Origin of the sequence: Halogranum rubrum (genome assembly GCF_900114455.1) — an archaeon.
GTDB classification, from domain to species: domain Archaea; phylum Halobacteriota; class Halobacteria; order Halobacteriales; family Haloferacaceae; genus Halogranum; species Halogranum rubrum.
Map to the genome: position 1 here is coordinate 176,610 of NZ_FOTC01000002.1, position 22,627 is coordinate 199,236.

Below are 22,627 nucleotides of genomic sequence, written 5' to 3' on the forward strand. Positions count from 1 at the left end.
GTATGACCAGAATCGTCGTCATCGACAACCACGGACAGTTTACGCACCTGGAGGGGCGCGCGCTGCGTGACCTCGGTGTGGACACGGACATCGTCGACAACACCACGCCGCCGGAAGAGATCGACGCCGACGGACTTGTCCTCTCCGGCGGGCCAGACATGGACCGTATCGGCCGCTGTGCGGAGTATCTGAAGATGGACGTTCCGGTGCTCGGCATCTGTCTCGGTCTGCAGGTCATCGCCACGGAACTCGGCGGCAGCGTCGGCGAGGGCGACTACGGTGGCTACGCCGACGTGACGGTCGAAGTGCTCGACGAGGACGACCCGCTTATCGGCTCTCTCGCCCCCGAGACGCGCGTCTGGGCCAGCCACGCCGACGAGGTCAAGGAACTCCCCGACGGGTTCACCCACACCGCGACGAGCGACGTCTGTGGCATCGAAGCGATGAGCAACGCCGACGAAGGTCTCTACGGCGTCCAGTGGCACCCCGAGGTTGCGCATACAGCAGAGGGTGAGGAAGTGTTCGAGAACTTCATCGACATCTGCTCGCAGTAGCTTCGGTCGCCTCGGTAGTCCCACCGTATTCGTCGGAGTACACGAAAGTGCGAGAGTTTTAGACGACGGCGAGAAAAGACGCGGCAATGACAGCGACGCAAAGCAACCTCGCTGGGCTGTCGCGGTTCATCTTCCGCGCGCCGCGGTGGTACTCCAGTCTCGCGTTCGCGCTCCTCATCGCGGCGATGGCCGGCGTCGCCGCCTTCGAGACGGGTCTCCCCGAGCGTACGTGGTCCGGTCTCTTCTTGTTCGGCCGCGACGCGTGGGAGGGAATCTTCTTCATCGGTATTCCGACTATCATCGCCGCTTTCGGCACGACTGGCGTCGACCGATTCGTCGGCGGGAGACTCACGCCGAATCGTTCCTCGCTGCTCGCGTTGGCGTGTGAAGTCATCATCGTCGCCGTCGTCACCGTCGCAGCCATCGCCTCGGTGTTTCTCCCGCTCGACCAGGGGTTCGTATTCAACGCCCTCGTCGTCGCACTCGCGTCGGTGTTCGCGCTTCGCCTCCTCGTCATCATGGCCGTCTCACGGTCGTCGATGCTCGTCGCGTCCGTTCCGGCGAGCATCCAAACCGTCGCTTCGGCCGTGTTGTTGTTCATCTACAGCGGAACCCTCCGATTTCTCGAATTCGGTGGCCCGATTCTCGACGCGTACCTCATCCCCTACGTCGGGCAGTACCTCGCCCGCTCCGACCAGGGGCCGGCAGCGCTCTCGGCAGTTCAACCGAGTCACTTCGGTCTCCTCGGCGTGATGTGCATCATCTACGCCACCGCCGTCTACGTCTTTCTCTACGTCGTCGACCGCCCGTGGCGAAACAGCCTCGGTGTCTCCGTCCTCGATTTCATCCGTGGGTTCATCGGTCACATCGCCGAAGGCTCTCGTGAGTTAGAAGACTTCTTCGAGCAACTCGGACAGGATGCTATCGTCCCGGTGACTGTCCTCTCGTTCCGTCGAAGTACCGAGGGCGACGGCGACGGCGAAGAGAAAGCCCGGTTCGTCCTCCCGATGATTCACCCCGGCCCGATGGGCGAAATCGGCGGCGGCAACTTCCCCGAACGGGCCGCCCGCCGCTCGGAGGGGATGGCCTTCCCGCCACACGCGACTGCTGGCCACGACTTCAACCTCGTCACCGAGCGTGAAGTCGACACCATCCTCGACGCCGTCGACGACGCTACCGAGCGCATCGAGTACGCGAACGAGGCGACGACGAGCATCCGAACCGAGTCGGGTGAGGCGAACATGCTCGGCCAAGGGTTCGGCGACGACGCGATGCTCGTCTCCAGTTACGCGCCAGCGTTCGCCGACGACGTCGAGTACGCGGTCGGACTCGCCGCCGCGACGGAGGCGCGGACACACGGCCTCGACGACGTGCTTCTCGTCGACGCCCACAACTCGAACAACGGTCTCGACGGGCCGGACCTCGGTCACATCACGCCCGGTAGTCAGCGCTCCTTCGATATGATTCGCGCCGCCGGGTTGGCTGGAGAGACACTCGCAGACGCCGAACGCGGACCGCTCTCACTCGGGACGGCCTGGGACCGAACCGACTGGACGCCGCGCGAGGGTATCGGACCGCTCGGCATTCGCGTCGCCGTCACGGAAGTCGCCGAACAGACGACGGCGTACGTGCTCGTCGACGGCAACAACATGGAACCGGGACTCCGCGACCGTATCGTGACGGCACTCACCGACGAGACGGTCACGCGCCCGGCCGAAGCACAACCGGTCGCCGCCGACGGAGCGAGACGACAGACCGTCGACGTGGTCGAAGTGATGACGACGGACACGCACATCGTCAACACCGTCGAGGCGGACAATCAGGTCGGGGCCGCTCTCGACCAAGACGAACTCCTCGACCGTATCTCTGCACTCGTCGCCGAGGCGCGCGCAGACTGCGAACCGGTGAGCGCAGGGATGGCCGTCGAAGAGGTCACCGTCACCGTCTTCGGTAACGACCGAACCGAGACGCTCGCCAGTCACGCCAACGTCGCCGTCTCGATGGGTGGGGCGTTCGCCGCCGCGATTATCCTCTCGGCGATGGTAGTCAGCGTGCTCATCTTCTTTCTCACGTAACGGCGTCTCCACTCGCGGTATCTGTTTCGACCGCAAGTATCCGAGTTGCACGCGCTCACTCGGTCGAATCGAGTCGAATCGTCCGCCGCCGGATTGCGCCGCAACTCGGACAGAGATGCTGATAGTCGACTCTGCTCCCGTTCATCTCGCTGCGCCACTTGCCGTCGGTGTCTTCGTATCCACACTTCGGGCAGACCATGTCGACGCTGTCGTAGTGGGTTCGGAGTCGGTCGAGTGCGGTCGTACCCGCTCGCCTATCGGCTGCCATGTGGTATCAATTACCATCCTAGGTGATTAATCCTCGCCTCAGAACGAGAAGAGGCGAGACGGAAAAAGTCGAGCGCTACTCCGCCTCGGCAAAGAGGTCGTCGACAGCGTCCTGTGCCGTCCGTGCGGCCTCGTCGGCCACCGCGTCGGGGTCGACCTCGTCCCCCGGCGCGTTCAGATAGACGTCGACCTCGAGGACGCCGTCGTCGAACGTGACGGTGACGTCGAAGTCTTTGACCGCAGACTGTTTGTAGTGTTTGAAGATGACGCCCTCCGCGGCTTCGGCCGCGGTCTGGACGACCTCTTCGTCTGTTGGCTCGGTCATCGAGCGGGTGCGCTTACGCGCCGCCTGCGCCGCCGGGGCCCATCGGGCCGCCGCCTGCGCCGCCCTGCAGCATCTGCTGAAGCTCCTGCTGGAGCTCCTCGAACTGGCTCTGGATGCGCTCTTCCTGTTTGTCGAGCTGCTCGACACGAATCTCGAGGCTGTCGACCTTGTCTTCGAGAGAGTCGTGTGCCTCGTCGTAGTTCGTCTCGACGAAGAGTTCGCCGACTTCGCGGTACATCGTGGCGTCCTCGTCGACGTCGTCGAGTGCTTCGAGGGCGCTCTTGGACTCCGAGAGCGTCGTCTCGGCCTGCTGCTTCTGGGCGGACAGCTGCTGTGCTGTCTCCTGAAGGTCCTGCAGTTCCTCGATTTTCTCTTGTGCGTCCGGCGGTAGGTTACCCTGCATGGTCGGAGGAATGTGTCCCGGATTGAAAAAGCCCCGTATTCCGTCTCGTCAGCGATACGTCGGTTGTCAGGTCTCTGCCCCGTCTGACCGGCGACGACCGAGGAGGTAGCCGAAGACGATACCGACGCCGAGCGCGCCGAACAGGCGCTCTCGGCTTCCAACACGGACGAACCGTGTCCCGTTCGGGGTAAGTTCGACGACGCCGACGGGTGATGCGACGACACCGACACCGAAGCCACCGCCCGTCGCGTTCTCGTCACTCTCGTCGGCGTCCGTCGCCTTCGCTTCCATCTCGTCGGACTCGGTAGGTGTCGTCCCGTAGCCACCGCCGAAACCGTACCGAATACGGGCGACGGGGACGACGGTTCGCCCTTCGCCCACGATGGGGTCGCCGAAGACGGTCTGGACGTTCGCGTGCTCGCGGAGGTGAGTGACGATGTCGGTCAGTTCACGCAGGTCGCCCGGTGGGTTCATGCCACAGAGAGACGCTCGCCAGTGCGATAGCGATACCGCTCGTCGATAGCCCTACTCGACGACGCGGACCGCGCCCTTCATCCCCATTGCGATGTGGGGCTGACAGTAGTAGGTGTACGTGCCCGTCTCCTCGAACGTGTGTTCGAAGGTGTAGCCCTTCTTGCTGGCGTACTGGCTCTCGAACGCGCCGCCCTCGGCGACGACGTTGTGCGTCCCGCCGCTGCCGGTCCACGTCCAGACGACGGTGGTTCCCGTCGACACCTCGACGGCGGCCGGTCCGAACCCGTTGCCGCCGCCGTTGGCCCGCGTGCCGACTTTGACCGTCACGCGCTCCTGACCGGTCCTGTCGACGGTACCGTCGTAGTTCGAGACGTCGTCGAACCAACCGTCGTACTCGCCACTGCTCGTCGAGTCTCCAGTGCCGGACCCACCGGACGACTGTGCGCCGCTTCCGAGACAGCCAGCGACGGCGACGGCTCCGGTCGAGAGGGCCGCGAGGAAGGCACGTCGTTGCATACGTCGACTACCGGGGCGACCGAGACGTGCCTTTCGATTCGGCGGCGACGGCGACGTCTTCGGCGACGCCGACCATGCGCGTCCACGAGTTGATGCCCGCCCGGAGGGCGACGAGGTCACTCGCGTGAACCGTCACCTCGACGGTGTCTGTGTCGCGGGCGACGGTCGCTCCCGACCGAGCGTCGTCGATGTCGCCGACTTCGACGGCGACGCTCCGTTCGACGACACGGGCGCGTCGCTCGTCGGGATACGTGAAAGAGAGAGAAGCGGTGTGGGCGCGTGGTGAACCTGAATCACGGCCCGACTGTGCGTCGTGGTGCTCCACGCGGCTACTTAACGTCGACTTCCTTGATGCCGCCGCCGCGTTCCTTCAGGAGGACGCGGTGACCGCAGTACGGACAGCGAACGCCGCCGTACTCGTCAAGTTCTACGTCGCGCTTGCACCGGGAGCACTTGTAGCTCATTATTCCTCGTCGGACGAGAGCGCTGCGCGGATGGACCGCTTGACGGTGCGACCACCGGGGGTCTCGGGACGGTAGGCCCCACCGGTGAACTTCTCGCCGGTCTTCTTGTTCATCCAGATGCCGGAACCGAGGCGCTTGACCTCGTCGCCGTCGAGTTCTGCGTTGCGCATGTCACTCTCGATGTCGGAGACGCGTTTCCGCGCGACACGCCCGTAGCGGGCGCCGAACCGGCCGGCGCTCCCGGTCTTTCGTGCCTTCTTTTTGTCGGCCATAGTACTGTCAGTTACCGCCAGTGGACACAAAAAGGCTACGAGTCGCTCTCGGTCCTGTCTCCCGTTCGCACGCTTCCGTCCCGACCGCTACTGGGCGTCGCTCCATCGTCACGACTCTTGTAACTCCGCTTCCCTGAGCGCCTCGTTCAGGTCGTCACGGACCCACTCGCCCGTTTCGCGGTCCATCGCCGTCGTGACGATGCGGTTCTCTTGGACGCTCGACCCGTCGCGGAGCAAGAGACGGACATTCCCGTTGTCGTCGGCGCGCGTCACCTTCGCTCGAAGGCTGGTTCGAGACCCCGTGCCGCCGGCGTCGATGGGGCCGGGAATAATTTTCTTCACGTGCGGGTGGTCGGCGACGAGTGCGATGGCCTTCCGTCCCTTTCGTCCACCGATGAGCGTGCTATGGGTGCCGCCAATCTTCTCTCGTGGCGGTGTCTCGACCACCTCCAGCGACCGCTCGCCGCGCCGGTCGAGGACGCTCTGGACGATGTCGTCGCCAGTCACGCGGTAGAACTCGTAGTGGACCTGCGCCTTCGTCTCGCGGAGGGCGTCGCGAGCGTCGTACGGCGTTCCCTGTGTCCCACCGCTCTCGTCGCGCCGGGCGGCGGCGTACACCGTCTCGGGGCGTTTGCGCTGAATCTCGTCGGCGACACGTCCGGCGAAGTTTCGGAGTTCGACGCCGCCGCGTTCCTCGTCGGGTTCTGGAAGCGTCGTCACGATTGTCTCGCCGACTATCTCGTCTTCGTCGAGCATCGTCAGCGTCGCCCGGTCACGGCGGAACTCGACGACGACGGCGTCGCAGTTGGCGGTGTTGCAGGTGAGACAGTAGTCTCCGGGCTTCTGCAGTGGCGACTCACACCGCCGACAGTTCATAATTCGACCTTGCCGTCAGCGTGGATAAGTCCGTTTATTCCGAGCGAAGGAGCCACTGGAAGGCGTCGAGGAAGGCCGCTCTCCCCCGAGTTCGTCGAGCGTCGCTTTCCGCTGAGCCTGAGTTCGGCGGGCATGTCGTGGTCGAACCTGTCCACACGAAGATATTTCTCCGCCGTCCGAGAGTGTCGAGTATGGGCCCTCCAACCTGCCGCCGGCACTACGTGTTCGTCGGCCTCGCTCTCCTCTGTACTCTCCTCGTGGGTAGCGTCGCACCCGCCGTCGCCGCCCCACCACCCGAACCGTTCTGTCAGTGTGGGGACGCAATCGAAGGCGGTGCGGCAGCGCACGCTCTCGACTTGACGGTCACGACCAGCACGGCGACCGTTCAGGTCCACGAGAACGGAAGTGCGACGTGGGTCGTCCGTGCGACTACTGACGCCGACGCGGCGACGATGACTCGACTACGAGAGAACGCGACACTTCGTGACTCGGTCGTCGACGGCGCGGCACCGGGCACGCTGGTCTCGTCGGCAGTCGACAGCGATACTGTCGTCGCTCGCTTCCGGGACGGCCAGTTCGCCGAGCGCTCGGTCGGCGTTCTCCGCTCTGCGGCGTTCACGAACCACCCCGAGCGACACCTCCGACTCGCCAGTCTTGGCCCGGACGAACTCACCGTCGTCGCACCCGAGGGGATGGTCGTCGGGCGAACAGTGCCGGGTTCGACAGTCTCGGACGACCGCAGTCGGATGACCCTCACCAGCCTCGACGAACGCGACGTCGGCCACGTCGTCACGTTCGAACCGCGCACTGCCGCATTCGGGCCCGTCAAGAGCCTCGTCGCCGTCGCCGGGTTCCACGCACCGACCGTCGCGGGGCACGTCGGAACGTTCGTCGTTCCGTCCGCACTCGTATTCGCTTTCGCCGTCGGTGTCGTCGGCAGCGGCGTCTCGTGGGTTCTCGCGCGCACCTCACTCGGCGGCGAGTTCGTCCCATCGCTACTGACGGCGCTCGGTGCCGTCACGACGGTGGTGACCGTCGTCGGCGCGGTCGGTGGAAACCTCTTCGGCAACACGGACGGCGTCGCTATCGGGTTCTCACTCGGGTTCGCGGCGCTCGGGGTCTGTTCTGCGCGACTGGGGCGAAGCTATCGCGCGCTGACCGCCGCGACGGCGACTGCAGCGCTCGTCGGTGTCGTCGGCGCAGTCGTCGCGGCCCTCGTCGTCGACGGAGCGTCGCTCCGTGCCGTGTCGATACCGATGACTGTGGGGCTCTCGCTGGCCGTGTTCACGCTCGTTCCTGCAGGGTACGCTTTCGCACGAGGCCGACGATGGGTCGGTGTCGTGACTGCCACCGTCGGATTCGTCTGCTTCGCTTGCGCGCTTCTTCCGCTGACTGCGCCGACGGTTGGACTCGGCGGGTTCTTCGTCTTCGCGTTCGCCGCCGGCTATCCGCTCGTCGCTAGCCCGTTGCTCCTGGCCGGTGCGCTTCTCGCGCAGAACGAGTCAAAACGCGACGGCCACCACGACACCGAACGTGTCGCGGCCGCCGACTGACTCACAGGTCCAGCGGTCCGGATTTCAGATACTCGCGCATCATCACCGTCGCGTAAGAGCCAGAAGGAAGCGCGAAGGTGAACGAGAGCGGGTCGTCGTCGACGGCCATCTCGGTCCGCAGGAGAATCGCTCGGCGTGTCCCCGAGGAGTCGAAGTTCCCCGGCAACTCGAAGTCCGCCGGTTCGAGGTCGAGTTCGTCCAGTACCTCGCGTTCGATGTCGCCCTGTTCGCCACTCGCGAGTTCCGTCTCCGTGCCGACGAGCGGCGCGGTGACGAACGCTCGGCCACGCTCGCAGTGGCGCGCCATCACGTCGACGCGGCGGCCCGTCGCCTCCTGCAGGCGGTCGACGTCCGGCATGACGAGACCTTCGGGTGCGTCTCGGTCGGCGAAGCAGACAACGTCGCCTTCGACGGGTTTGTCGAAGGGAAGTCCGCGGTCGAGGCGCTCGCTCAGGATGCGGTTGAAGATGTAGGACTGCGCGGCATTTACGAACAGTCGCTGGAGGTTCGACGGGACGGCTTCGAGTGCGTGTCGCCAGTCGTCGTCGCTCTCGTCGCCGTCTTGGTTCAGTCGATGCAGCATCGACCGCTCGTAGCGCAGGCGGTTCGGCATCTGCTCTAAGGCCTCCTGCCAGTCCGGGTCGTCACTCGCGGCCTGTTCGTCGACGAACGCGCGAGCGTCTTGCGTCCCCTCGGGTTCGCTCTCGGCCGGGTGGCCGACGTAGGCGAGGACGGCCTCGCGCCACTCGCCGCGGACGACGTGGAGGCCGACCGTGTGCGTCACGGGTCGGTGGCTACCGAACCGCTGTTGACCGAAGTAGTTCGGCACGCCCACGTGCGCGTCGGACCCGGCGAACGCGTGGAGGTTGTCTGTGATGTCGTCGACGGTTTCCGGTCGGTCTGGGTCGTGGACGCGGATGGTGAACGCGTTGCCCGCGAGGTCACCGAACTGGAGGCCGCGGCCCGAGCGTCCGAGCACCTCGATGTCGGCGTTGTTGACCTCGGGTATCTCCTCGGAGTCGGCCTGCTTGACCGTGAACAACTGCGTCGTCACGGCGTGTTTGTCCTTCGTCCCGGCCCACGAGACGCGTTCGCGGCTGATGCCCATCTGGTTCGTCAACTGGCGGACGAAGTCGTTCGTGTCCCAGCCACGCAGGGTGACGCGGAGAACGAGATGTCCGAAGTCGCCCGGGTCGGCGTCCAGTGGTTGCGTGTCGAATCGCTCTAACTCGGTGACCTGGAAGTCCTCGGGGTCGACGCGGAGCGTCCCGCCGACGCCGTCGGCGTCGCTGACGTAGTAGGCCATACCGACTTCGCGTTCGATAGGGTGTGCCTCACGCATCCTCGGGGACCTCCGTCGTCTCGGCGCTCGTCATTGTCCGACCTTGCGTCAGCAGGCGGATAAACGCACCACTCTTCGCCGGACTGGCCTGTACCGACCCGCACTAGCCTGTACCGACTCGCATCGATTCGCCGGCCACAGCCCTGAAACCGCTCGCAGTCGTCTGTCGAGACGAGAACTATGTCCGACGACACTACAGCCAGCGACTCCAGCGACGCCAGCGACACCGTTCGTACGACGCCGTTCGACGAGCGCGTCGTCGAGGAAACCGCAGAGAACGCCGGCGTCGACGTCGACGACCTGACCGACGCCCTCTCCATCCTCGACGCGTCGCTCCGCGGACATCACTCGGACCTGGAGTCCGACGAGTCGAGTGAGTACGTGACGGTCGACGACCGCCGGGCCTACGCCGTTCCACAACACCTCTGGGACGACGTGGTCCCGACTAGCGACGTGGGCGGTGACCTTGCGACTGCCGCGAAGGAAGCCCACACCCGACAGGCGAAACTGCTGTTCGACTCTGCCGTCGAGAGTGTGCAGTTCGACGACGAGACGGTCGGCGTCGTCATCGGCGTCGACACTGCAGAAGAGATGGTGTGAGAGAGACCTAGTACAGAGACAGGTCGCCAGTCACCTTGTCGACGAGGTTGTCCGGTCCGGGGCCGACGGCCAACGCCGTCACCGTGCCGGGTTCTAGCTGTGTGTGCCCCGCATCGCGGATGATGGCGTTCGGGAGGCCTTCGCGGTCGGCGAGGTCGGCTAGCTCGAACAGTTCCTTCTCTCCGCGGGCTTTCAAGACGATTTTCTTCTGTCCCTCGCCTTTCCACTTCTTTCGCGTCCGGTCGTCGGCGTCTTCGTAGGCCGACAGCGACGCGTGTGCGACCTGCGCGGCGAGTTTCCCGCGACCCATCCCGATGTCCGTCCGAGCGACGATGGCCTGCTTCATACCGTTGCTCGCCCGTCCGGCGGTAAATCTCCTGTCATCGCTCTCCGTATCGAGCAGACGCTTGCGGGGGTCTCGTTGGGCGTCGTGGTCGAAGAGAACGGAAAGGGAACGTCACGTGTGGGGAACAGACGTGACGGGGAGTGTAGAACTACACGTCGACCGACCGCGTGCCAGTATCGGTCGACGTGGGTGTGTAGAGGCACACCGGCTTGCTGCGGGTGATCTGTCACCCAACGCCTCGTATGCTGTTATTTCAGATAATCTCTATCCATTATCAGTCATGGCTTCTGAAATACCCCTTTCTGCGGGTCGTCCTCGTCCTCGTCGAAGAGGCACTGACCGGGAGTTTTTACCTCTTCCGTCGCGCTGTCCCGCACATGATACTCTCGGACACGGATCTACTGAAGCGTCTGGAGGAGGGTGACCTCGTCATCGACCCGCTCGACGACATCGACATGCAGGTCCAACCGGCCAGTATCGACCTGCGTCTCGGCGCGGAGTTTCTGGAGTTCCAGCGGACGAACATCTCGTGTATCCATCCGAACCGCGAGGACGAAGTCTCGAAGTACATCCGCGAGACGGTGGTCGAAGAGGGTGACGAGTTCATCCTCCACCCCGGCGACTTCGTCCTCGGGACGACGGCAGAGCGCGTCGAGATTCCGCCAGACCTCGTCGCCCACGTCGAAGGCCGGTCGTCGCTCGGCCGACTCGCCGTCGTCGTCCACGCGACTGCCGGTCTCTGCGACCCGGGCTATCAGGGACAGATCACGCTCGAACTCTCGAATCTCGGCTCGGCCCCCGTCGCGCTGACGCCCGGCATGCGTATCTCGCAGTTGACGTTCACCGAACTCACGTCGCCCGCGGCGCGCCCTTACGGCGAGGAGCGAGGGTCGAAGTACCAGAACCAGAAGGGTCCGCAAGCGTCTAAAATCGGGAACGACCCCGAGTTCTCGAAGACAGAGCGATGAAGTTCATCGAAGAAGTCGTCGTCGAGGAGTTCTTGCCGACGTTTCGGTCGATGCTGGCCGGAGAACTCCGTCAACGAGGACTCACGCAGCACGAAGTCGCCGAGGCACTCGGCATCAGTCAGAGCGCCGTCTCGAAGTACGCTCACGGCAGCATCAGCCGTCGACAGGAGGTGCTCGACGACGAACGCGTCCAAGAACTCGTCGAACGCGTCGCCGACGGCCTCGCCGCAGGCGACATGTCGAGCGTGCAGGCGCTCGTCGAAGCCGAGGTACTCGTTCGACAACTGGAGGACGGCGACCTCTTGGCGACGCTCCACGAGGAGGCGATGCCCGAACTTGCCGAGTACGACGCCGACTTCACCATCCACGACCCCGAGAGTACGGTACGCACCACCGAACAGGTTCTCTCCTCGGTCCGCCGTGGCGTCCGGACGCTCACCAACGCCAGCGGTTTCGCGGGTCTCATCCCGAACGTCGGGTCGAACCTCGCCGAGTGTCTCCCCGACGCGCGCGGTATCGAAGACGTCGCGGCGATTCCGGGGCGTATCTTCGACATCAAAGGCCGAGCGACGGTGCCGAGCGACCCCGAGTTCGGTGTCAGCGAACACGTCGCGGGCGTCCTCCTCTCAGTGCGCGACGCCGGTGTCGACGCGCGCGCCGCGGTCAATATCTGCTACGACGACGATATCGTTCGGCGCTTCGCCGACGCGGGCTACGAGACGGTCGAGTTCGACCCCGACGCGCCGACGGACCCTATCGTCACCGCACTCGAAGCTGCGGAACACGACGAGACGTTCGTCCTCTATCAGACCGGCGGGTACGGTATCGAACCCATCACGTACGTCCTCGCGCCCAATGCGGCGACGGCCGCAAGCGTCGTCCGTCAGGTCCTCCTCTAACCCAGTATGGGAGACGGAGTTGCAGAGACACAGCAGTTCTACACGCGCTGGGCCGGTCTGTACGACGCACTCGCCAGCCACACGCCAGGAATCGGCGGTCTCAGAGAGCGCGCTATCACCCGACTCGCCCCCGCTCGCGGCGACACCGTCGTCGAGATGGGCTGTGGTACGGGTGCGAACTTCCCCTATCTCCGCGAACGCGTCGGCAGCGAGGGAACCGTCGTCGGCGTCGACCTCACCGGCGGGATGCTCGCCGAAGCCCGTGCTCGCATCGAACGCGAAGGCTGGGAGAACGTCCACGTCGTCGCGGGCGACGCTGCACGGCCGCCCGTCGCCGACGCCGACGCCGTCTTCGCCTCGTTCGTCTCGGGGATGCTCGCCGACCCGGCCGCGGCCGTCGACACGTGGGCGGACCTCGTGGACGAGGGCGGCCGACTCGGGTTGCTGGACCTCGCTCGGAGTACGCGGCCAGTCGGACGGTCGCTCAACGTCCTCTTCGCTGGCCTCGTCTTCGCCGGTCTCCCGTCGAAACGCCGCGCCGACGCCGCCGAGGCACCCAGACTCCTCGATAACCGCGTCGTCGCCGCACAGCAGGCGCTCCGCGAACGCTGTACCGACGTACACTACTCGACGCACGCGCTCGGGTTCGCTCGGTTGGCCGCCGGGACGGTCGAGTAGAGTTAGCGAGGGGACTCCCCGTCGGCGACGTGTTCTGCGACCATCGTCAGATAGTCTATCCACGGGCCGCGGGCCGAGTCAGACGCTACGTCGGCCACTCGTGGTCTCTCTTGTCTGTCGTAGAACCCCCTCCGACTGTGGGGTTCGACACACGCCCCGCACGCGACTTTATTCCGTTCGAGTGAGTACGTCGAGTCCATGACGTCCTCCGACAGTCTCGACGGAACGGTCGCGCTCGTCACGGGCGGAACCAGCGGTCTCGGTGCCGAAACCGCTCGTGCGCTCGCCGACCGCGGTGCCTCACTCGCCATCGTCGGCCGTGACCGCAAGCGCGGCGACGACGTCCTCGCGGACCTCGACGGGCGCAACGGCGACGGCTGGTGTGAGTTCTACCGCGCCGACCTCTCCTCGCAGGAGAGCGTTCGACGCCTCGCCGACCGATTTCGGGAGCGACACGACCGACTCGACGTGCTCGTCAACAACGCGGGTGTCACCCGCGACGAGCGACGAGAGACCGTCGACGGCATCGAGTCGACGTTCGCCATCAACCACCTCGCGCCGTACCTCCTGACACACGAACTCGTCGACCTGCTCGTCGAGAGCGCCCCGGCACGGGTCGTCACCGTCTCGTCGGGACTGCACACCCGCGTGGAACTCGACTTCTCCGACCTACTGGGTGAGCACGACTACAGTGGCTTGCAGGCCTACGGTCGCTCGAAGTTGGCGAACGTCTACTTCACCTACGAACTCGCCGACCGCCTCCACGGGTCCGGCGTCGTCGCCAACGCCGTTGACCCCGGGTTCGTCCCCAGTACGAGTCTCGCACGCGAGGCGTCGCTCCGGAATCGACTGCTGCTCGGGGCGTTCTCGAAACTCCCGCTGCCGTTCAAAAACGACCTCCAGACGGGTGCGGAGACGCTGATTCGGGCCGCTGTCGCCCCCGAGTTCGCCGACGTGACGGGTCAGTATCTCGAAGACGGCGAGGTATCGGCGTCGTCCGAGGCCTCTCTCGACGAAGAGGCCCGACGACGGCTCTGGGACGTGAGCGCCGGCTTCGTCGGCGTCTCGCCCGACTGGGACATCGAGCGGTAAGAAGAGAGGAGAGCGTCAGTCGTCAGCGGGAACCGGTCGCGTCAGGTCGACCGGGTCGGCGTCGACGTCGAGTTCGTCGAGTGCGACCTGTGCGGCGCGCTTGCCGGAGAGGAGCATCGCGCCGAACGTCGGCCCCATCCGGGGAAGTCCGTGTGTCGTCGCCGTCGCCAGCCCCGTCGCGACGAGTCCGTCGTGGACTCTTCCGGTGTAGTCGACGACCTTGTCCTCGCTCTCTTGGACCCACATCGAGTCGTGGCCCGGCGAGTCGTGACCGGGGGCACCGTACTCGCCGTCTTCGGTCTGGTCCATCCCCGTGTTGTGCTCGCGGGCGTGTTCGATGCCGGGCGCGTCGAGGACACCGCGCTCTTGGAGTTTCGAGACGACGACGGCGTCGTGACCCGTCGCGTCGATTACGAGGTCTGACTCGACGGCGATAGGGTCGACGCAGGTCAGTTCGCGCGGAAGCGCGTGGACCGGCGTCCAGTTCATCACGATGCCCGAGACGCGGTGGTTCTCGCGGACGACGATGTCCGTGAACTCCGTCATGTTCTGCACTTTCACGCCCGCGTCACACGTGGCGGCGATGAGCGCGGAACAGGCGTGCGGCCCCTTCGCGGTGTAGAGACCCTCCGCTTCGGTACTCTCCTCGTAGGGGACACCGAGTTCGTCGAGAATCTCCTGGGCCGGGTCGCGGACGGTGACCGTGTTCATCAGGAAGCCGCCGAGCCAGAAGCCGCCGCCGAGATAGTTGTTCTTCTCGACGACCATCGTCTTCACGCCGCGCTCTGCGAGTTCTTTCGCCGCGACGAGTCCGGATGGCCCACCGCCGACGACGATGACGTCGCTCTCGGTGAAGTCGAGGAACTCGTCGCCCCACTCTTTCGCGATTGCGCGGGTGACCTGTGCTTCGCCTGCGTCGCTGAAGCCGGTGAATGCCGACATACTACCTAGTGATATTACTTAGTAGTTAACTGTTGGGGGCCTATGGTGTCGGCGTCCAGTGACCGTATCGATTTATCACGAACGAATGTGTGCTTTGGTACCATGGGGTACATCGTCAAGATGCCGAAGCTTGGAATGGAGATGAAGTCGGGGACCATCACACGGTGGGTGGTCGACGAAGGCGAGACAGTCGAGAAGGGAGACGTCGTCGCCGAAATCGAATCCGAGAAGACCGCCGCCGAAATCGAGGCACGCGAGGCGGGCGTGCTCAGACAGCGGTTTATGAGCGAGGGCGACGAGACGGCACCCGGCGGGTCACTCGCTATCCTCGCCGGTGCCGACGAGGACATCTCGCCGCTCGTCGCGGAAGTCGACGGCGCGTCCGTATCTGCCGAGAGCGAGTCGGGCGAGCAGGCTACCGAGTCCGGTTCGGCGACGTCGTCGGATGGACAGTCTGGGCAGTCGGGGCAGGCCGACCAGACGGCGGCCGTCACGAAGCGAGACGACGGTGCGGCGGACGACGTGCGCGCCTCGCCGCGAGCGAAGCAGCAGGCGACGGAACTCGGCGTCGACCTGACACGGGTCACGGGCACTGGCCCACAGGGCGCGATTACGGAAGACGACGTGACGGCGGCCGCCGAGAGCGGCGCTGGAGGGTCTGCTGCGAGCGACGTTCGGGCGTCACCGCGTGCGACGAAGCGCGCCGAGGAGTTGGGCGTCGACTTGACACGGGTCGAAGGAACCGGCTATCAGGGAGCGATTACCGAGGAGGACGTCGAGAGCGCGAGTGCGGAACGCGGCGACGACGCATCCGGTGCGGGCCGGACGACGGACCGACCGCTCTCGGGGATGCGACAGACAATCGCGAACCGCCTCGGAACGAGTTATCGCGAGGCCGTCCACGTCACCGAACACCGAACCGCCGACGCGGAGGCGTTGCTCTCTGCGGCGACGGCCGCCTCGGAGACGTTCTCCGCAGATGTCTCGGTCACCGACGTACTGCTCCGGTCGCTCTCGGCGGCACTTACCGACCATCCGGAGTTCAACGCGACGTTCGAAGACGACGTCCACCGCCTCCACGAGGACCACAACCTCTGTGTCGCCGTCGACGTCGAGGAGGGACTCATCGCACCGGTCGTCCGCAACGTCGGGTCGGACCACATCGTCGACATCGCCGAGAAGCGTGCGCGAGTGACCGAACGGGCGCTCTCCGGCGAGTACTCGATGGACGACCTCTCGGGCGGCACGTTCACCGTGACGAACCTCGGCGTCCTCGGTGTCGAATCGTTCGACCCGGTCATCAACCCGCCACAGGTCGCCATCCTCGGCGTCAACGCCATCGCCGAACGCCCGACGAAAGGCGACGACGGCGGCGTCGAGTTCCGACGGGCGCTGCCGCTCGACCTCTCGTTCGACCACCGCGTCGTCGACGGCGCGGACGCGGCGCGGTTCCTCGACACGCTCGTCGGGCACCTCGAAGACCCCTGGCCCCTCCTGGAGGGTGTCGACCGCAGGGAGGCGACGCCAGTCGAACTCCCAGAGGGGAAGGTTTCGGCGTCAGTCGACCCGGCGTTCGACGGAAGTATCTCGGCGGGGTCGTTCGAGTACTCCTTCGCCGTCACCGAGCAACTCGGCGGGAGCGAGGACGCGCCGACGCCGGTCGACTTCTTCCTCGGTGCGCTGTCGGCGTGTCTCTCGTCCAGTATCGGCGTACAGGCGAATATGCGAGACATCGACTTCGACGACATCACGGTCGACGTGGAGGCGACACCGCCCGAGGGCTCTGTCGAGTCACTCGCGGTCCACGTCACCGTCGCCACCGACGCCGACGACGCCATCATCGACCGCATCGTCAACAACGGTGAGCGGACCTGTCACGTCGCCGAGTTGCTGCGCGAGGACCTGCCAGTGGAGGTGTCGTGGGAGCGGGCGTGAAACTGCGGCGGCGACAGCGACGGCGACGCTGACGCCGACCCCAGCGCCGACACCGACACCGCACCGACACCGCACCGACACCGCGCCGACACCGACACCGCACCGACACCGCGCCGACACCGACCAGAGCGTTCAATGCGCGACAACGACTCGGCCCACTAGACGCTCACTCGTCGTGAGGTGCGTCCACCCGAACGCACCCCACCCATGGAGACCCTCTATCAGACCGCAGAGACGACCCGAAAGAGCGAGTTCGCAGCCATCTGTGCGCGCAGTCAGCACAACGCCCTCGTCGCAGCGGAGTGTGCGAACCTCACCGGCGGGCGACCGAACGGCGACGGTGTCGCACGCTGTGACACCGTCGTCCACGTCCCCCGCGCGGCCTACGTTCGCACGGGACTGCGCCTCCTCGCACGGGGGACGACGCTCGACGAGTTGGTGGCGGCCGTCGAGGAGGCGGCGTTCCCGGCGGACGACTTCCGCATCGACGTCCACTCGTCTGTCGGGTCGCTCGACGGTACACACCGAGCGGCGACTATCGAACTCGCGGACGCGCTCCCGTTCTATCCGGACCTCGAGGACCCGCGACACCGATTCGTCGTGTGCGCCATAGACGACTATCTCTGGTTCGGCGAAGTCGTGAGCGAGTACACGCAGGACTACCGACGACACGACGACAAACCCCGCCGGACCTCGTCGTCGCTCTCCAGTCGTCTCTCACGTGCGCTCGTCAACCTCGTCACCCCGGCACAGACGATACTCGACCCGTGCTGTGGCACTGGGTCGATTCTGCTCGAAGCCCAGTCGATGGGTATCGAAGCCTACGGAGTGGACTGGAATCGGACGATGGTGGAGATGACACGCGAGAATCTGACGCAGTTCGGCTACGACGCCAGCGTCGAGTGTGCCGACGCCCGCACTATCACACGCACCGCCGACGCCATCGTGACAGATGTACCCTACGGGCGGTCGCTGGACGCCGACGAGTCGGTCATCCGGGGGATTCTCCGACGCGGCGTCGAACTCGCACCGGTCGCCGTGTACGTCGCCGGTGAGACGATGACGACGTGGCTGGAGGACGCCGGCTACCGCGACGTCGTGGTGTATCCAGTGTTCAAGCGCGCTGGCTCTGCTCGTTACGTGCACGTCGCCCGGCGCGAGCACGTCTGACGTTTTCTTCTTCGGATTCGCCTCGTTCTCACTCCGAACGTTCCGGACTGACCGCGCCTACGTCGACTCGGAACCACCCCTCCTGTGCCCCCCGTTCGACGACATCTTCGATACGGACCATCCGCGGCCCGTCGGCGAGCGGTCGGACGCGAATCGTCGCCTCTCGCACCGCCAGTTCACGTTCGCCGTCGACGCTGACGACGCCGCGCGGCATCTCGAAGACGAAGTCTTCGCCGTCGTCGAGGACGCGGTAGTCTTCGACGCCGACTGTCGAGAGGACGCCGGGGACGGTGACCGCCCGAACTGTCCGAGACGACTCCGCCGGCGGCCCGAGGCGGAAGCCGACACCGCCCGGGTCGTCGGGACGGTGCGTGAGCAGTCCGCCGGGGATTCCGGAGAGACCGATCTCCGTCGACGAGGCGCGCGAGACCACACCGCCGACGATGTCGCCGGGGTCGAGAATCGCTCTCGTGCCGACGAACGGGCGGTCGAGGACACCCAGCGTCGCCAGTCCGCGGACGGTCTTCTCCTCGTCGCCGTCGACACGCGCTTCCACCATCCCGTGGCGGTAGGTCGACTCTTCGACCGGAACGGCACCGGACCCGACGAGCGCCGCGGCCGCGCCAGCGACGGTTCCGTCGACCGGCGTGGGCACGACGTTGTTCGTCCCCGTCGAGATGCTGACGACGGGCACGTCGCCGATACCGTGGGCGACGTCGCGGTTCGTGCCGTCGCCGCCGAGGACGACGGCGGCGTCCGCTCGCTCGGCGAACCGTTCGGCGGCCTGTCGGGTGTCGCGGCCCGACGCCGTGACCGTCGTGTCGAGCAGTTCGACGTCGAGGTCGGCGGGCGCGTCGTCGACGAGTTTGTTCGCCAACCCCGTGCTGTCGGGCATGACGAGGACGTGCACGTCGTCGACGACGGTGAGGCCTTCGAGGACGCACTCGGCGGTCCGACGCTTGGCGTAGTTGTCACTGACGCTCGCGCCGCCGGTCAGTCGTCGGATGTCGCGTCCGGCGGCCGGGTTGACGACGAGTCCGACCGTCGTCTGTCTCCGTCTGTTGCCGCTCACATTATGCGCCGGATGGCTGCTTCCACGTCGTCACCGTGTGGGAGCACCTCGTTCTCCAGTTCCGGGCTGAACGGGATGTGCACGTCGGCGACGCCGACCCGCTGAACCGGCGCGTCGAGACTGTAGAACGCGTTCTCCATCACCCGTGTCGCCACCTCGGCGTGCGTCCCGTACGACAGCGGACTCTCGTCGGCGATGACGAGTCGGCCCGTCTTCTTCACGCTCTCGACGAGCGTGTCGGTGTCGAGCGGGTAGAGCGACCGAAGGTCGATGACCTCGGCGCTGATGTCGCCGTCCAGTTCTTCGGCCAAGTCGAGTGACTCGCCGACCATGCGCTGGGTGGCGACGACGGTGACGTCCTCGCCCTCACGTTCGACCTTCGCCTGCCCGAGCGGGATGGTGTAGTCCTCGTCGAGTGGAACTTCGCCTTTCTGTTCGTAGATCATCTTGTTCTCGAAGACGAACACCGGGTCGTTCGACCGGATGGCAGATTTCAGGAGACCTTTCGCCGCACGTGGCGTCCCCGGGGCGACGGCCATCACGCCGGGGAAGTGCGCGAACCACGTGTGGAGCGTCCCCGAGTGTTGGCTGGCCGCACCCATGCCGCCGCCTTCTGTCGTCCGAACGGTGACGGGCATCTCCGTCTTGCCGCCGAACATGTAGCGGTTCTTGGCCATCTGGTTGATAATCTGCTCCGAGCAGACGCCCATGAAGTCCGCGAACATGATTTCGACGACGGGACGCGTCCCCGTCGCCGCGGCACCGACGGCCGCACCCATGAACCCCGCTTCGCTGATGGGGGTGTCGCGGACGCGTTTCTCGCCGAAATCTTCGACGAGGCCGCCCGTCACCTCGAAGACGCCACCGAACGCACCGACGTCCTCACCGATGAGGAAGACGTCTTCGTCGCGTTCGAGTTCTTCGCGGAGTGCGAGACGAATCGCCTCGCGTACGGTCATCTCTTCGGTCTGTGCTGGGCCGGATCCACTTCGACTCTCTGTGCTCATTGTCGTTCACCTCCGTCTGCCCGCATCTGTCGTGCGAACTCGTTTATCTCCGGGACCGTCGCGCTGAACATGTCCTCGTACGCTTCGCTCGGGTCTGGGTACGGTGCTTCCTTGGCGTCGGCCGCCGCCTGCTCGATGCGGTCGTGAATCTCCGACTCCATCTCGTCGAACTCGGCTTCGGTGATGGTTCCCGCGTCGATCAGTTTCTGCTTGAACGACTCGATGGCGTCGCGGTCCTGCCAGATGGCGACGTCCTCCTTCGTCCGGTAGGGCTGTTGGTCGCCCTCGAAGTGACCGCGGTAGCGGTAGGTGTCTGCCTCGATGAACGTCGGTCCCTCGCCGTTGAGCGCACGTTTTCGGGCCTCACGTACCGCCTCGAAGACGGCCGTGACGTCCATCCCGTCGACGGTGAACCCGGGGATGTTGTACGCCTCGGCCGTCTCGCTCAGATGCTGGACGTTGTGCTGTTTCTCGACCGGTGTCCCTTCTCCGAACTGGTTGTTCTCGACGAGGAAGATGGCTGGAAGCTTCCACGTCGCCGCGATGTTGATAGCCTCGTGAATCTGGCCCTGTGCCACCGCGCCGTCGCCGAAGAACGCCAGTGCGACGGTGTCTTCTCCTCGAAGGTGTGAGGTGAGTGCCGCCCCTGTCGCCAGCGGCGGGCCGGCACCGACGATACCGTTCGCGCCGAGCATCCCGGCGTCGACGTCCGCGATGTGCATCGACCCACCTTTCCCGTTACAGTAGCCGTCTCGCTTCCCGTAGAGTTCGGACATCATCTGCTCCGGTTCGAGGCCTTTGGCGATGCAGTGGCCGTGACCACGGTGGGTGCTCGTGATGTAGTCTTCCTCTTCGAGCGCCGAACACGCGCCGACGGCGACTGCTTCCTCGCCGATATACAGGTGGACGAACCCGGGGAGTTCACCGTCCCCGAACAGGTCGCCTGCTTTCGTGTCGAACGCGCGGATAGTGAGCATCCGCCTGAGTGCCTCTCGTTGTCCCTCTTCGGATTCGATGTCTATTGCTACCATGGCTCGTATATCTATCACTATTATCCATAATCATTGTTTCGGGATTGGTAACGATAGTGATACGTGCCTCTCGTCTGGTTCCCGGCAACTGACGCACAGGCCCCGAATCCTTTTCGAGCGTCGGCCGCTATCTCGGGTGTGAACGACCGATTAGTCTGCTGTGAGGTGACGGCATGAACATGCTCGTCGACGGCGAGTGGCGGACCGACGCGTACGAGTCGACCGACGACGACGGTGAGTTCGACAGACAGGAGACCTCTTTCCGCAACTGGATCGGCGAAGACGAGTTCCCCGCCGAGGCGGGTCGCTACCACCTCTACATCTGCCGGGCGTGCCCGTGGGCACACCGGACGGCGATGATGCGCGCGCTGAAAGGCCTCGAACACGCCATCTCGCTGTCGCTCGTCGAACCCGTTCGCATCGACGACGGGTGGGAGTTCTCCGAGCAGTATCCGGACCCCTTGTACGAACAGGAGTTCCTCCGCGACATCTACGTGAAGGCCGACGACGAGTTCACCGGCCGCGTGACGGTCCCCGTCCTCTGGGACAAAGAGCGCGAGACGGTCGTCAACAACGAGTCCGAAGAGATCATGCGGATGCTCGACACCGAGTTCGACGAACTCGCCGAACACGACGTCGACCTCTACCCCGAGGGACGACAGGACGACGTCGACCAACTCGTCGACGACATCTACGACCCCATCAACAACGGCGTCTATCGCGCCGGATTCGCCGGGTCACAGGACGCCTACGACCGCGCCGTCGGCGAACTCTTCGACGCGCTCGACCACTACGAAGCGGTCCTCTCCGAACAGCGCTACCTCGCTGGCGACGTGCTCACCGAGGCAGACCTCGCCATGTTCGCGACGCTCGTCCGATTCGACCACGTCTATCACACTCACTTCAAGTGTAATCGGCGGGCCATCCACGAGTATCCGAACCTCTGGAACTACACGAAGGAACTCTACCAACTGCCGGGTATCGCCCAGACGGTCAACGTCGAACACATCGTCGAACACTACTACCGAAGCCACGGCGACGTCAATCCGAAGCGTCTGGTCCCAATCGGTCCAGACATCGACTTCAGCGCCGAACACGACCGCGACAGACTTCCGGGCGGGCCGCCCGAAGCACTGTTCGAGTAGCTCACCCTTCGGTCTTCGCCGGATAGACGAACGCCTCGGGGTTCGTCCGCGGTTGAACGACGACCTGTCTCTCTCGTCGGGCCGTCGTCAACATCGCGTCCGCCGTCGGTCGGTCGACGCCAGCGATGGCTTCGAGTGCGAGCAAGAGGTCGCCACGTTGAACGTCGTGTCCGAGTTGTTGCTGCATCACGCCGACCAGTCCGCGAACCCCACCGTCCTCGTAGTGTCGATGCCACGTGACCGGGTACGCACTGACGTTGTCACCGATGCGGTAGTAGGCTGCCTCGGACTGCCAGTTCTCGTCGTCGACGACTTTCTCCTCGACGTCGGCGCGCGACCGGATGGCGTCGTACCCCAGTCGCTCGGTGTACGCATCGAACAGCGACAGCGGGATGCCAGGATGCGTCTCCGAGTGATGTCGCTCGATGCTCCGAATCAGATGCGGGCCGTGCCACGTCTCGTGGGAACGGAGTTCGGCGAGCGCCTGCTCGTTTACGCGTTCACGGTCTGGTGTGTTATCAGATGCCATACTGTAGCTACGAGAGCAGGTCGGATAAACTCGTACCGAAGAGGTGTCACGGCCGAAACGTTTGGGATGGTGTCGCTCGAAGGTGGTGGTAT

27 protein-coding genes are annotated in these 22,627 nt (G+C 65.2%); 11 read left to right on the forward strand and 16 right to left on the reverse strand.

From position 1 onward, the window contains the following. Positions 1-2: 2 nt before the first annotated feature. Together BM083_RS09110 and BM083_RS09115 are read left to right on the forward strand one after the other, a co-directional pair. Complete coding sequence (locus BM083_RS09110) at positions 3-554, forward strand: GMP synthase subunit A (RefSeq protein ID WP_009366496.1); 552 nt, start codon at positions 3-5, stop codon at positions 552-554. An 86-nt stretch (positions 555-640) separates the two neighbouring features. After that, positions 641-2,629, forward strand: a complete 1,989-nt coding sequence (locus tag BM083_RS09115; protein WP_089868734.1) for a DUF2070 family protein — start codon at positions 641-643, stop codon at positions 2,627-2,629. Between the two features lie 55 nt (positions 2,630-2,684). Here the strand turns inward: BM083_RS09115 and BM083_RS09120 are convergent, their stop codons facing one another. From BM083_RS09120 to BM083_RS09160, 9 genes are all read right to left on the reverse strand, one after another. Next, positions 2,685-2,897, reverse strand: coding sequence for an HVO_0649 family zinc finger protein (locus BM083_RS09120; RefSeq protein WP_089868736.1), 213 nt, complete (start codon positions 2,895-2,897; stop codon positions 2,685-2,687). Between the two features lie 75 nt (positions 2,898-2,972). Beyond that, entirely contained in the window at positions 2,973-3,221 is a 249-nt protein-coding gene (locus tag BM083_RS09125; RefSeq protein ID WP_089868738.1) for a DUF3194 domain-containing protein, read from the reverse strand. 13 nt (positions 3,222-3,234) lie between these two features. Further along, positions 3,235-3,624: a prefoldin subunit beta gene (locus BM083_RS09130; protein ID WP_009366492.1), complete on the reverse strand. Its 390-nt coding sequence runs from the start codon at positions 3,622-3,624 to the stop codon at positions 3,235-3,237. Positions 3,625-3,690: 66 nt separating this feature from the next. After that, positions 3,691-4,098: a spore germination protein GerW family protein gene (locus BM083_RS09135; protein WP_089868741.1), complete on the reverse strand. Its 408-nt coding sequence runs from the start codon at positions 4,096-4,098 to the stop codon at positions 3,691-3,693. A gap of 51 nt (positions 4,099-4,149) precedes the next feature. After that, positions 4,150-4,614: a halocyanin domain-containing protein gene (locus tag BM083_RS09140; RefSeq protein ID WP_089868743.1), complete on the reverse strand. Its 465-nt coding sequence runs from the start codon at positions 4,612-4,614 to the stop codon at positions 4,150-4,152. A 7-nt stretch (positions 4,615-4,621) separates the two neighbouring features. Further along, positions 4,622-4,939 carry a KEOPS complex subunit Pcc1 gene (locus BM083_RS09145; RefSeq protein ID WP_009366489.1) on the reverse strand — a complete coding sequence of 106 codons (318 nt, stop codon included), beginning with the start codon at positions 4,937-4,939 and terminating at the stop codon, positions 4,622-4,624. 4 nt (positions 4,940-4,943) lie between these two features. Further along, positions 4,944-5,078, reverse strand: coding sequence for a DNA-directed RNA polymerase subunit P (locus BM083_RS09150; protein WP_009366488.1), 135 nt, complete (start codon positions 5,076-5,078; stop codon positions 4,944-4,946). Then, complete coding sequence (locus tag BM083_RS09155; protein WP_089868745.1) at positions 5,078-5,350, reverse strand: 50S ribosomal protein L37ae; 273 nt, start codon at positions 5,348-5,350, stop codon at positions 5,078-5,080. The genes BM083_RS09150 and BM083_RS09155 overlap by 1 nt, the downstream gene beginning before the upstream one ends. Before the next feature lie 108 nt (positions 5,351-5,458). Next, complete coding sequence (locus BM083_RS09160) at positions 5,459-6,226, reverse strand: DUF2103 domain-containing protein (RefSeq protein ID WP_089868747.1); 768 nt, start codon at positions 6,224-6,226, stop codon at positions 5,459-5,461. Positions 6,227-6,417: 191 nt separating this feature from the next. On the opposite strand from BM083_RS09160, the gene BM083_RS09165 reads away from it, so the two are divergent. Further along, complete coding sequence (locus BM083_RS09165) at positions 6,418-7,779, forward strand: hypothetical protein (RefSeq protein ID WP_143085707.1); 1,362 nt, start codon at positions 6,418-6,420, stop codon at positions 7,777-7,779. 1 nt (position 7,780) lies between these two features. Here the strand turns inward: BM083_RS09165 and truD are convergent, their stop codons facing one another. Then, positions 7,781-9,121 (reverse strand): tRNA pseudouridine(13) synthase TruD, encoded by a 1,341-nt coding sequence (gene truD / locus BM083_RS09170; protein ID WP_089868751.1) that lies wholly within the window; start codon positions 9,119-9,121, stop codon positions 7,781-7,783. A gap of 180 nt (positions 9,122-9,301) precedes the next feature. Here truD and BM083_RS09175 point away from each other — a divergent pair, with 180 nt between their 5' ends. After that, positions 9,302-9,721, forward strand: coding sequence for a DUF8048 family protein (locus BM083_RS09175; protein WP_089868753.1), 420 nt, complete (start codon positions 9,302-9,304; stop codon positions 9,719-9,721). A gap of 7 nt (positions 9,722-9,728) precedes the next feature. On the opposite strand, the gene pth2 is transcribed toward BM083_RS09175, so the two are convergent. Next, the gene (pth2, locus tag BM083_RS09180; RefSeq protein ID WP_009366481.1) at positions 9,729-10,067 is read right to left on the reverse strand and encodes a peptidyl-tRNA hydrolase Pth2; all 339 of its coding nucleotides are present in this window, start codon (positions 10,065-10,067) and stop codon (positions 9,729-9,731) included. Between the two features lie 377 nt (positions 10,068-10,444). On the opposite strand from pth2, the gene dcd reads away from it, so the two are divergent. From dcd to BM083_RS09205, 4 genes are all read left to right on the forward strand, one after another. Beyond that, a complete protein-coding gene (gene dcd / locus BM083_RS09185) occupies positions 10,445-11,035 on the forward strand; it encodes a dCTP deaminase (protein ID WP_089868755.1) in 591 nt (196 codons plus the stop codon). Then, positions 11,032-11,934, forward strand: coding sequence for a thiamine-phosphate synthase family protein (locus BM083_RS09190; RefSeq protein ID WP_089868757.1), 903 nt, complete (start codon positions 11,032-11,034; stop codon positions 11,932-11,934). Before dcd ends, BM083_RS09190 begins: the two co-directional genes overlap by 4 nt. Before the next feature lie 6 nt (positions 11,935-11,940). Then, positions 11,941-12,612 (forward strand): class I SAM-dependent methyltransferase, encoded by a 672-nt coding sequence (locus BM083_RS09195; RefSeq protein ID WP_089868759.1) that lies wholly within the window; start codon positions 11,941-11,943, stop codon positions 12,610-12,612. 198 nt (positions 12,613-12,810) lie between these two features. Next, a complete protein-coding gene (locus BM083_RS09205) occupies positions 12,811-13,704 on the forward strand; it encodes an SDR family oxidoreductase (protein WP_089868764.1) in 894 nt (297 codons plus the stop codon). 15 nt (positions 13,705-13,719) lie between these two features. Here BM083_RS09205 and BM083_RS09210 read toward each other — a convergent pair whose 3' ends face one another. After that, on the reverse strand, positions 13,720-14,646 hold the full coding sequence (locus BM083_RS09210; protein WP_009366475.1) for a sulfide-dependent adenosine diphosphate thiazole synthase: 927 nt from the start codon (positions 14,644-14,646) through the stop codon (positions 13,720-13,722). A gap of 102 nt (positions 14,647-14,748) precedes the next feature. Between BM083_RS09210 and BM083_RS09215 the strand changes: the two genes are divergently transcribed. Together BM083_RS09215 and BM083_RS09220 are read left to right on the forward strand one after the other, a co-directional pair. Further along, positions 14,749-16,581: a 2-oxo acid dehydrogenase subunit E2 gene (locus BM083_RS09215; protein ID WP_089868766.1), complete on the forward strand. Its 1,833-nt coding sequence runs from the start codon at positions 14,749-14,751 to the stop codon at positions 16,579-16,581. Positions 16,582-16,788: 207 nt separating this feature from the next. Beyond that, a complete protein-coding gene (locus BM083_RS09220; RefSeq protein WP_089868768.1) occupies positions 16,789-17,751 on the forward strand; it encodes a TRM11 family SAM-dependent methyltransferase in 963 nt (320 codons plus the stop codon). 28 nt (positions 17,752-17,779) lie between these two features. Here the strand turns inward: BM083_RS09220 and BM083_RS09225 are convergent, their stop codons facing one another. Genes BM083_RS09225 through BM083_RS09235 form a run of 3 tightly spaced genes read right to left on the reverse strand, consistent with a single transcriptional unit; the run spans position 17,780 to position 20,861 of the window. Next, positions 17,780-18,823 carry an NAD(+)/NADH kinase gene (locus tag BM083_RS09225; RefSeq protein ID WP_089868771.1) on the reverse strand — a complete coding sequence of 348 codons (1,044 nt, stop codon included), beginning with the start codon at positions 18,821-18,823 and terminating at the stop codon, positions 17,780-17,782. Beyond that, positions 18,820-19,830 (reverse strand): alpha-ketoacid dehydrogenase subunit beta, encoded by a 1,011-nt coding sequence (locus tag BM083_RS09230; protein ID WP_089868774.1) that lies wholly within the window; start codon positions 19,828-19,830, stop codon positions 18,820-18,822. Before BM083_RS09230 ends, BM083_RS09225 begins: the two co-directional genes overlap by 4 nt. Further along, positions 19,827-20,861: a thiamine pyrophosphate-dependent dehydrogenase E1 component subunit alpha gene (locus BM083_RS09235; protein WP_089868776.1), complete on the reverse strand. Its 1,035-nt coding sequence runs from the start codon at positions 20,859-20,861 to the stop codon at positions 19,827-19,829. Before BM083_RS09235 ends, BM083_RS09230 begins: the two co-directional genes overlap by 4 nt. 173 nt (positions 20,862-21,034) lie before the next feature. Between BM083_RS09235 and BM083_RS09240 the strand changes: the two genes are divergently transcribed. After that, on the forward strand, positions 21,035-22,006 hold the full coding sequence (locus tag BM083_RS09240; protein ID WP_089868777.1) for a glutathione S-transferase family protein: 972 nt from the start codon (positions 21,035-21,037) through the stop codon (positions 22,004-22,006). A 1-nt stretch (position 22,007) separates the two neighbouring features. Here the strand turns inward: BM083_RS09240 and BM083_RS09245 are convergent, their stop codons facing one another. Further along, a complete protein-coding gene (locus BM083_RS09245; RefSeq protein WP_089868779.1) occupies positions 22,008-22,535 on the reverse strand; it encodes a hypothetical protein in 528 nt (175 codons plus the stop codon). Positions 22,536-22,627: the final 92 nt, after the last annotated feature.

Excerpts from the sequence above, each read along its gene's own strand:
- BM083_RS09110 (WP_009366496.1), top strand. The coding sequence starts at position 3 with ATGACCAGAATCGTCGTCATCGACAACCACGGACAGTTTACGCACCTG.
- BM083_RS09115 (WP_089868734.1), top strand. The coding sequence starts at position 641 with ATGACAGCGACGCAAAGCAACCTCGCTGGGCTGTCGCGGTTCATCTTC.
- BM083_RS09120 (WP_089868736.1), bottom strand. The coding sequence starts at position 2,897 with ATGGCAGCCGATAGGCGAGCGGGTACGACCGCACTCGACCGACTCCGA.
- BM083_RS09125 (WP_089868738.1), bottom strand. The coding sequence starts at position 3,221 with ATGACCGAGCCAACAGACGAAGAGGTCGTCCAGACCGCGGCCGAAGCC.
- BM083_RS09130 (WP_009366492.1), bottom strand. The coding sequence starts at position 3,624 with ATGCAGGGTAACCTACCGCCGGACGCACAAGAGAAAATCGAGGAACTG.
- BM083_RS09135 (WP_089868741.1), bottom strand. The coding sequence starts at position 4,098 with ATGAACCCACCGGGCGACCTGCGTGAACTGACCGACATCGTCACTCAC.
- BM083_RS09140 (WP_089868743.1), bottom strand. The coding sequence starts at position 4,614 with ATGCAACGACGTGCCTTCCTCGCGGCCCTCTCGACCGGAGCCGTCGCC.
- BM083_RS09150 (WP_009366488.1), bottom strand. The coding sequence starts at position 5,078 with ATGAGCTACAAGTGCTCCCGGTGCAAGCGCGACGTAGAACTTGACGAG.
- BM083_RS09155 (WP_089868745.1), bottom strand. The coding sequence starts at position 5,350 with ATGGCCGACAAAAAGAAGGCACGAAAGACCGGGAGCGCCGGCCGGTTC.
- BM083_RS09160 (WP_089868747.1), bottom strand. The coding sequence starts at position 6,226 with ATGAACTGTCGGCGGTGTGAGTCGCCACTGCAGAAGCCCGGAGACTAC.
- BM083_RS09165 (WP_143085707.1), top strand. The coding sequence starts at position 6,418 with ATGGGCCCTCCAACCTGCCGCCGGCACTACGTGTTCGTCGGCCTCGCT.
- truD (WP_089868751.1), bottom strand. The coding sequence starts at position 9,121 with ATGCGTGAGGCACACCCTATCGAACGCGAAGTCGGTATGGCCTACTAC.
- BM083_RS09175 (WP_089868753.1), top strand. The coding sequence starts at position 9,302 with ATGTCCGACGACACTACAGCCAGCGACTCCAGCGACGCCAGCGACACC.
- pth2 (WP_009366481.1), bottom strand. The coding sequence starts at position 10,067 with ATGAAGCAGGCCATCGTCGCTCGGACGGACATCGGGATGGGTCGCGGG.
- dcd (WP_089868755.1), top strand. The coding sequence starts at position 10,445 with ATGATACTCTCGGACACGGATCTACTGAAGCGTCTGGAGGAGGGTGAC.
- BM083_RS09190 (WP_089868757.1), top strand. The coding sequence starts at position 11,032 with ATGAAGTTCATCGAAGAAGTCGTCGTCGAGGAGTTCTTGCCGACGTTT.
- BM083_RS09195 (WP_089868759.1), top strand. The coding sequence starts at position 11,941 with ATGGGAGACGGAGTTGCAGAGACACAGCAGTTCTACACGCGCTGGGCC.
- BM083_RS09205 (WP_089868764.1), top strand. The coding sequence starts at position 12,811 with ATGACGTCCTCCGACAGTCTCGACGGAACGGTCGCGCTCGTCACGGGC.
- BM083_RS09210 (WP_009366475.1), bottom strand. The coding sequence starts at position 14,646 with ATGTCGGCATTCACCGGCTTCAGCGACGCAGGCGAAGCACAGGTCACC.
- BM083_RS09215 (WP_089868766.1), top strand. The coding sequence starts at position 14,749 with ATGGGGTACATCGTCAAGATGCCGAAGCTTGGAATGGAGATGAAGTCG.
- BM083_RS09220 (WP_089868768.1), top strand. The coding sequence starts at position 16,789 with ATGGAGACCCTCTATCAGACCGCAGAGACGACCCGAAAGAGCGAGTTC.
- BM083_RS09230 (WP_089868774.1), bottom strand. The coding sequence starts at position 19,830 with ATGAGCACAGAGAGTCGAAGTGGATCCGGCCCAGCACAGACCGAAGAG.
- BM083_RS09235 (WP_089868776.1), bottom strand. The coding sequence starts at position 20,861 with ATGGTAGCAATAGACATCGAATCCGAAGAGGGACAACGAGAGGCACTC.
- BM083_RS09240 (WP_089868777.1), top strand. The coding sequence starts at position 21,035 with ATGAACATGCTCGTCGACGGCGAGTGGCGGACCGACGCGTACGAGTCG.
- BM083_RS09245 (WP_089868779.1), bottom strand. The coding sequence starts at position 22,535 with ATGGCATCTGATAACACACCAGACCGTGAACGCGTAAACGAGCAGGCG.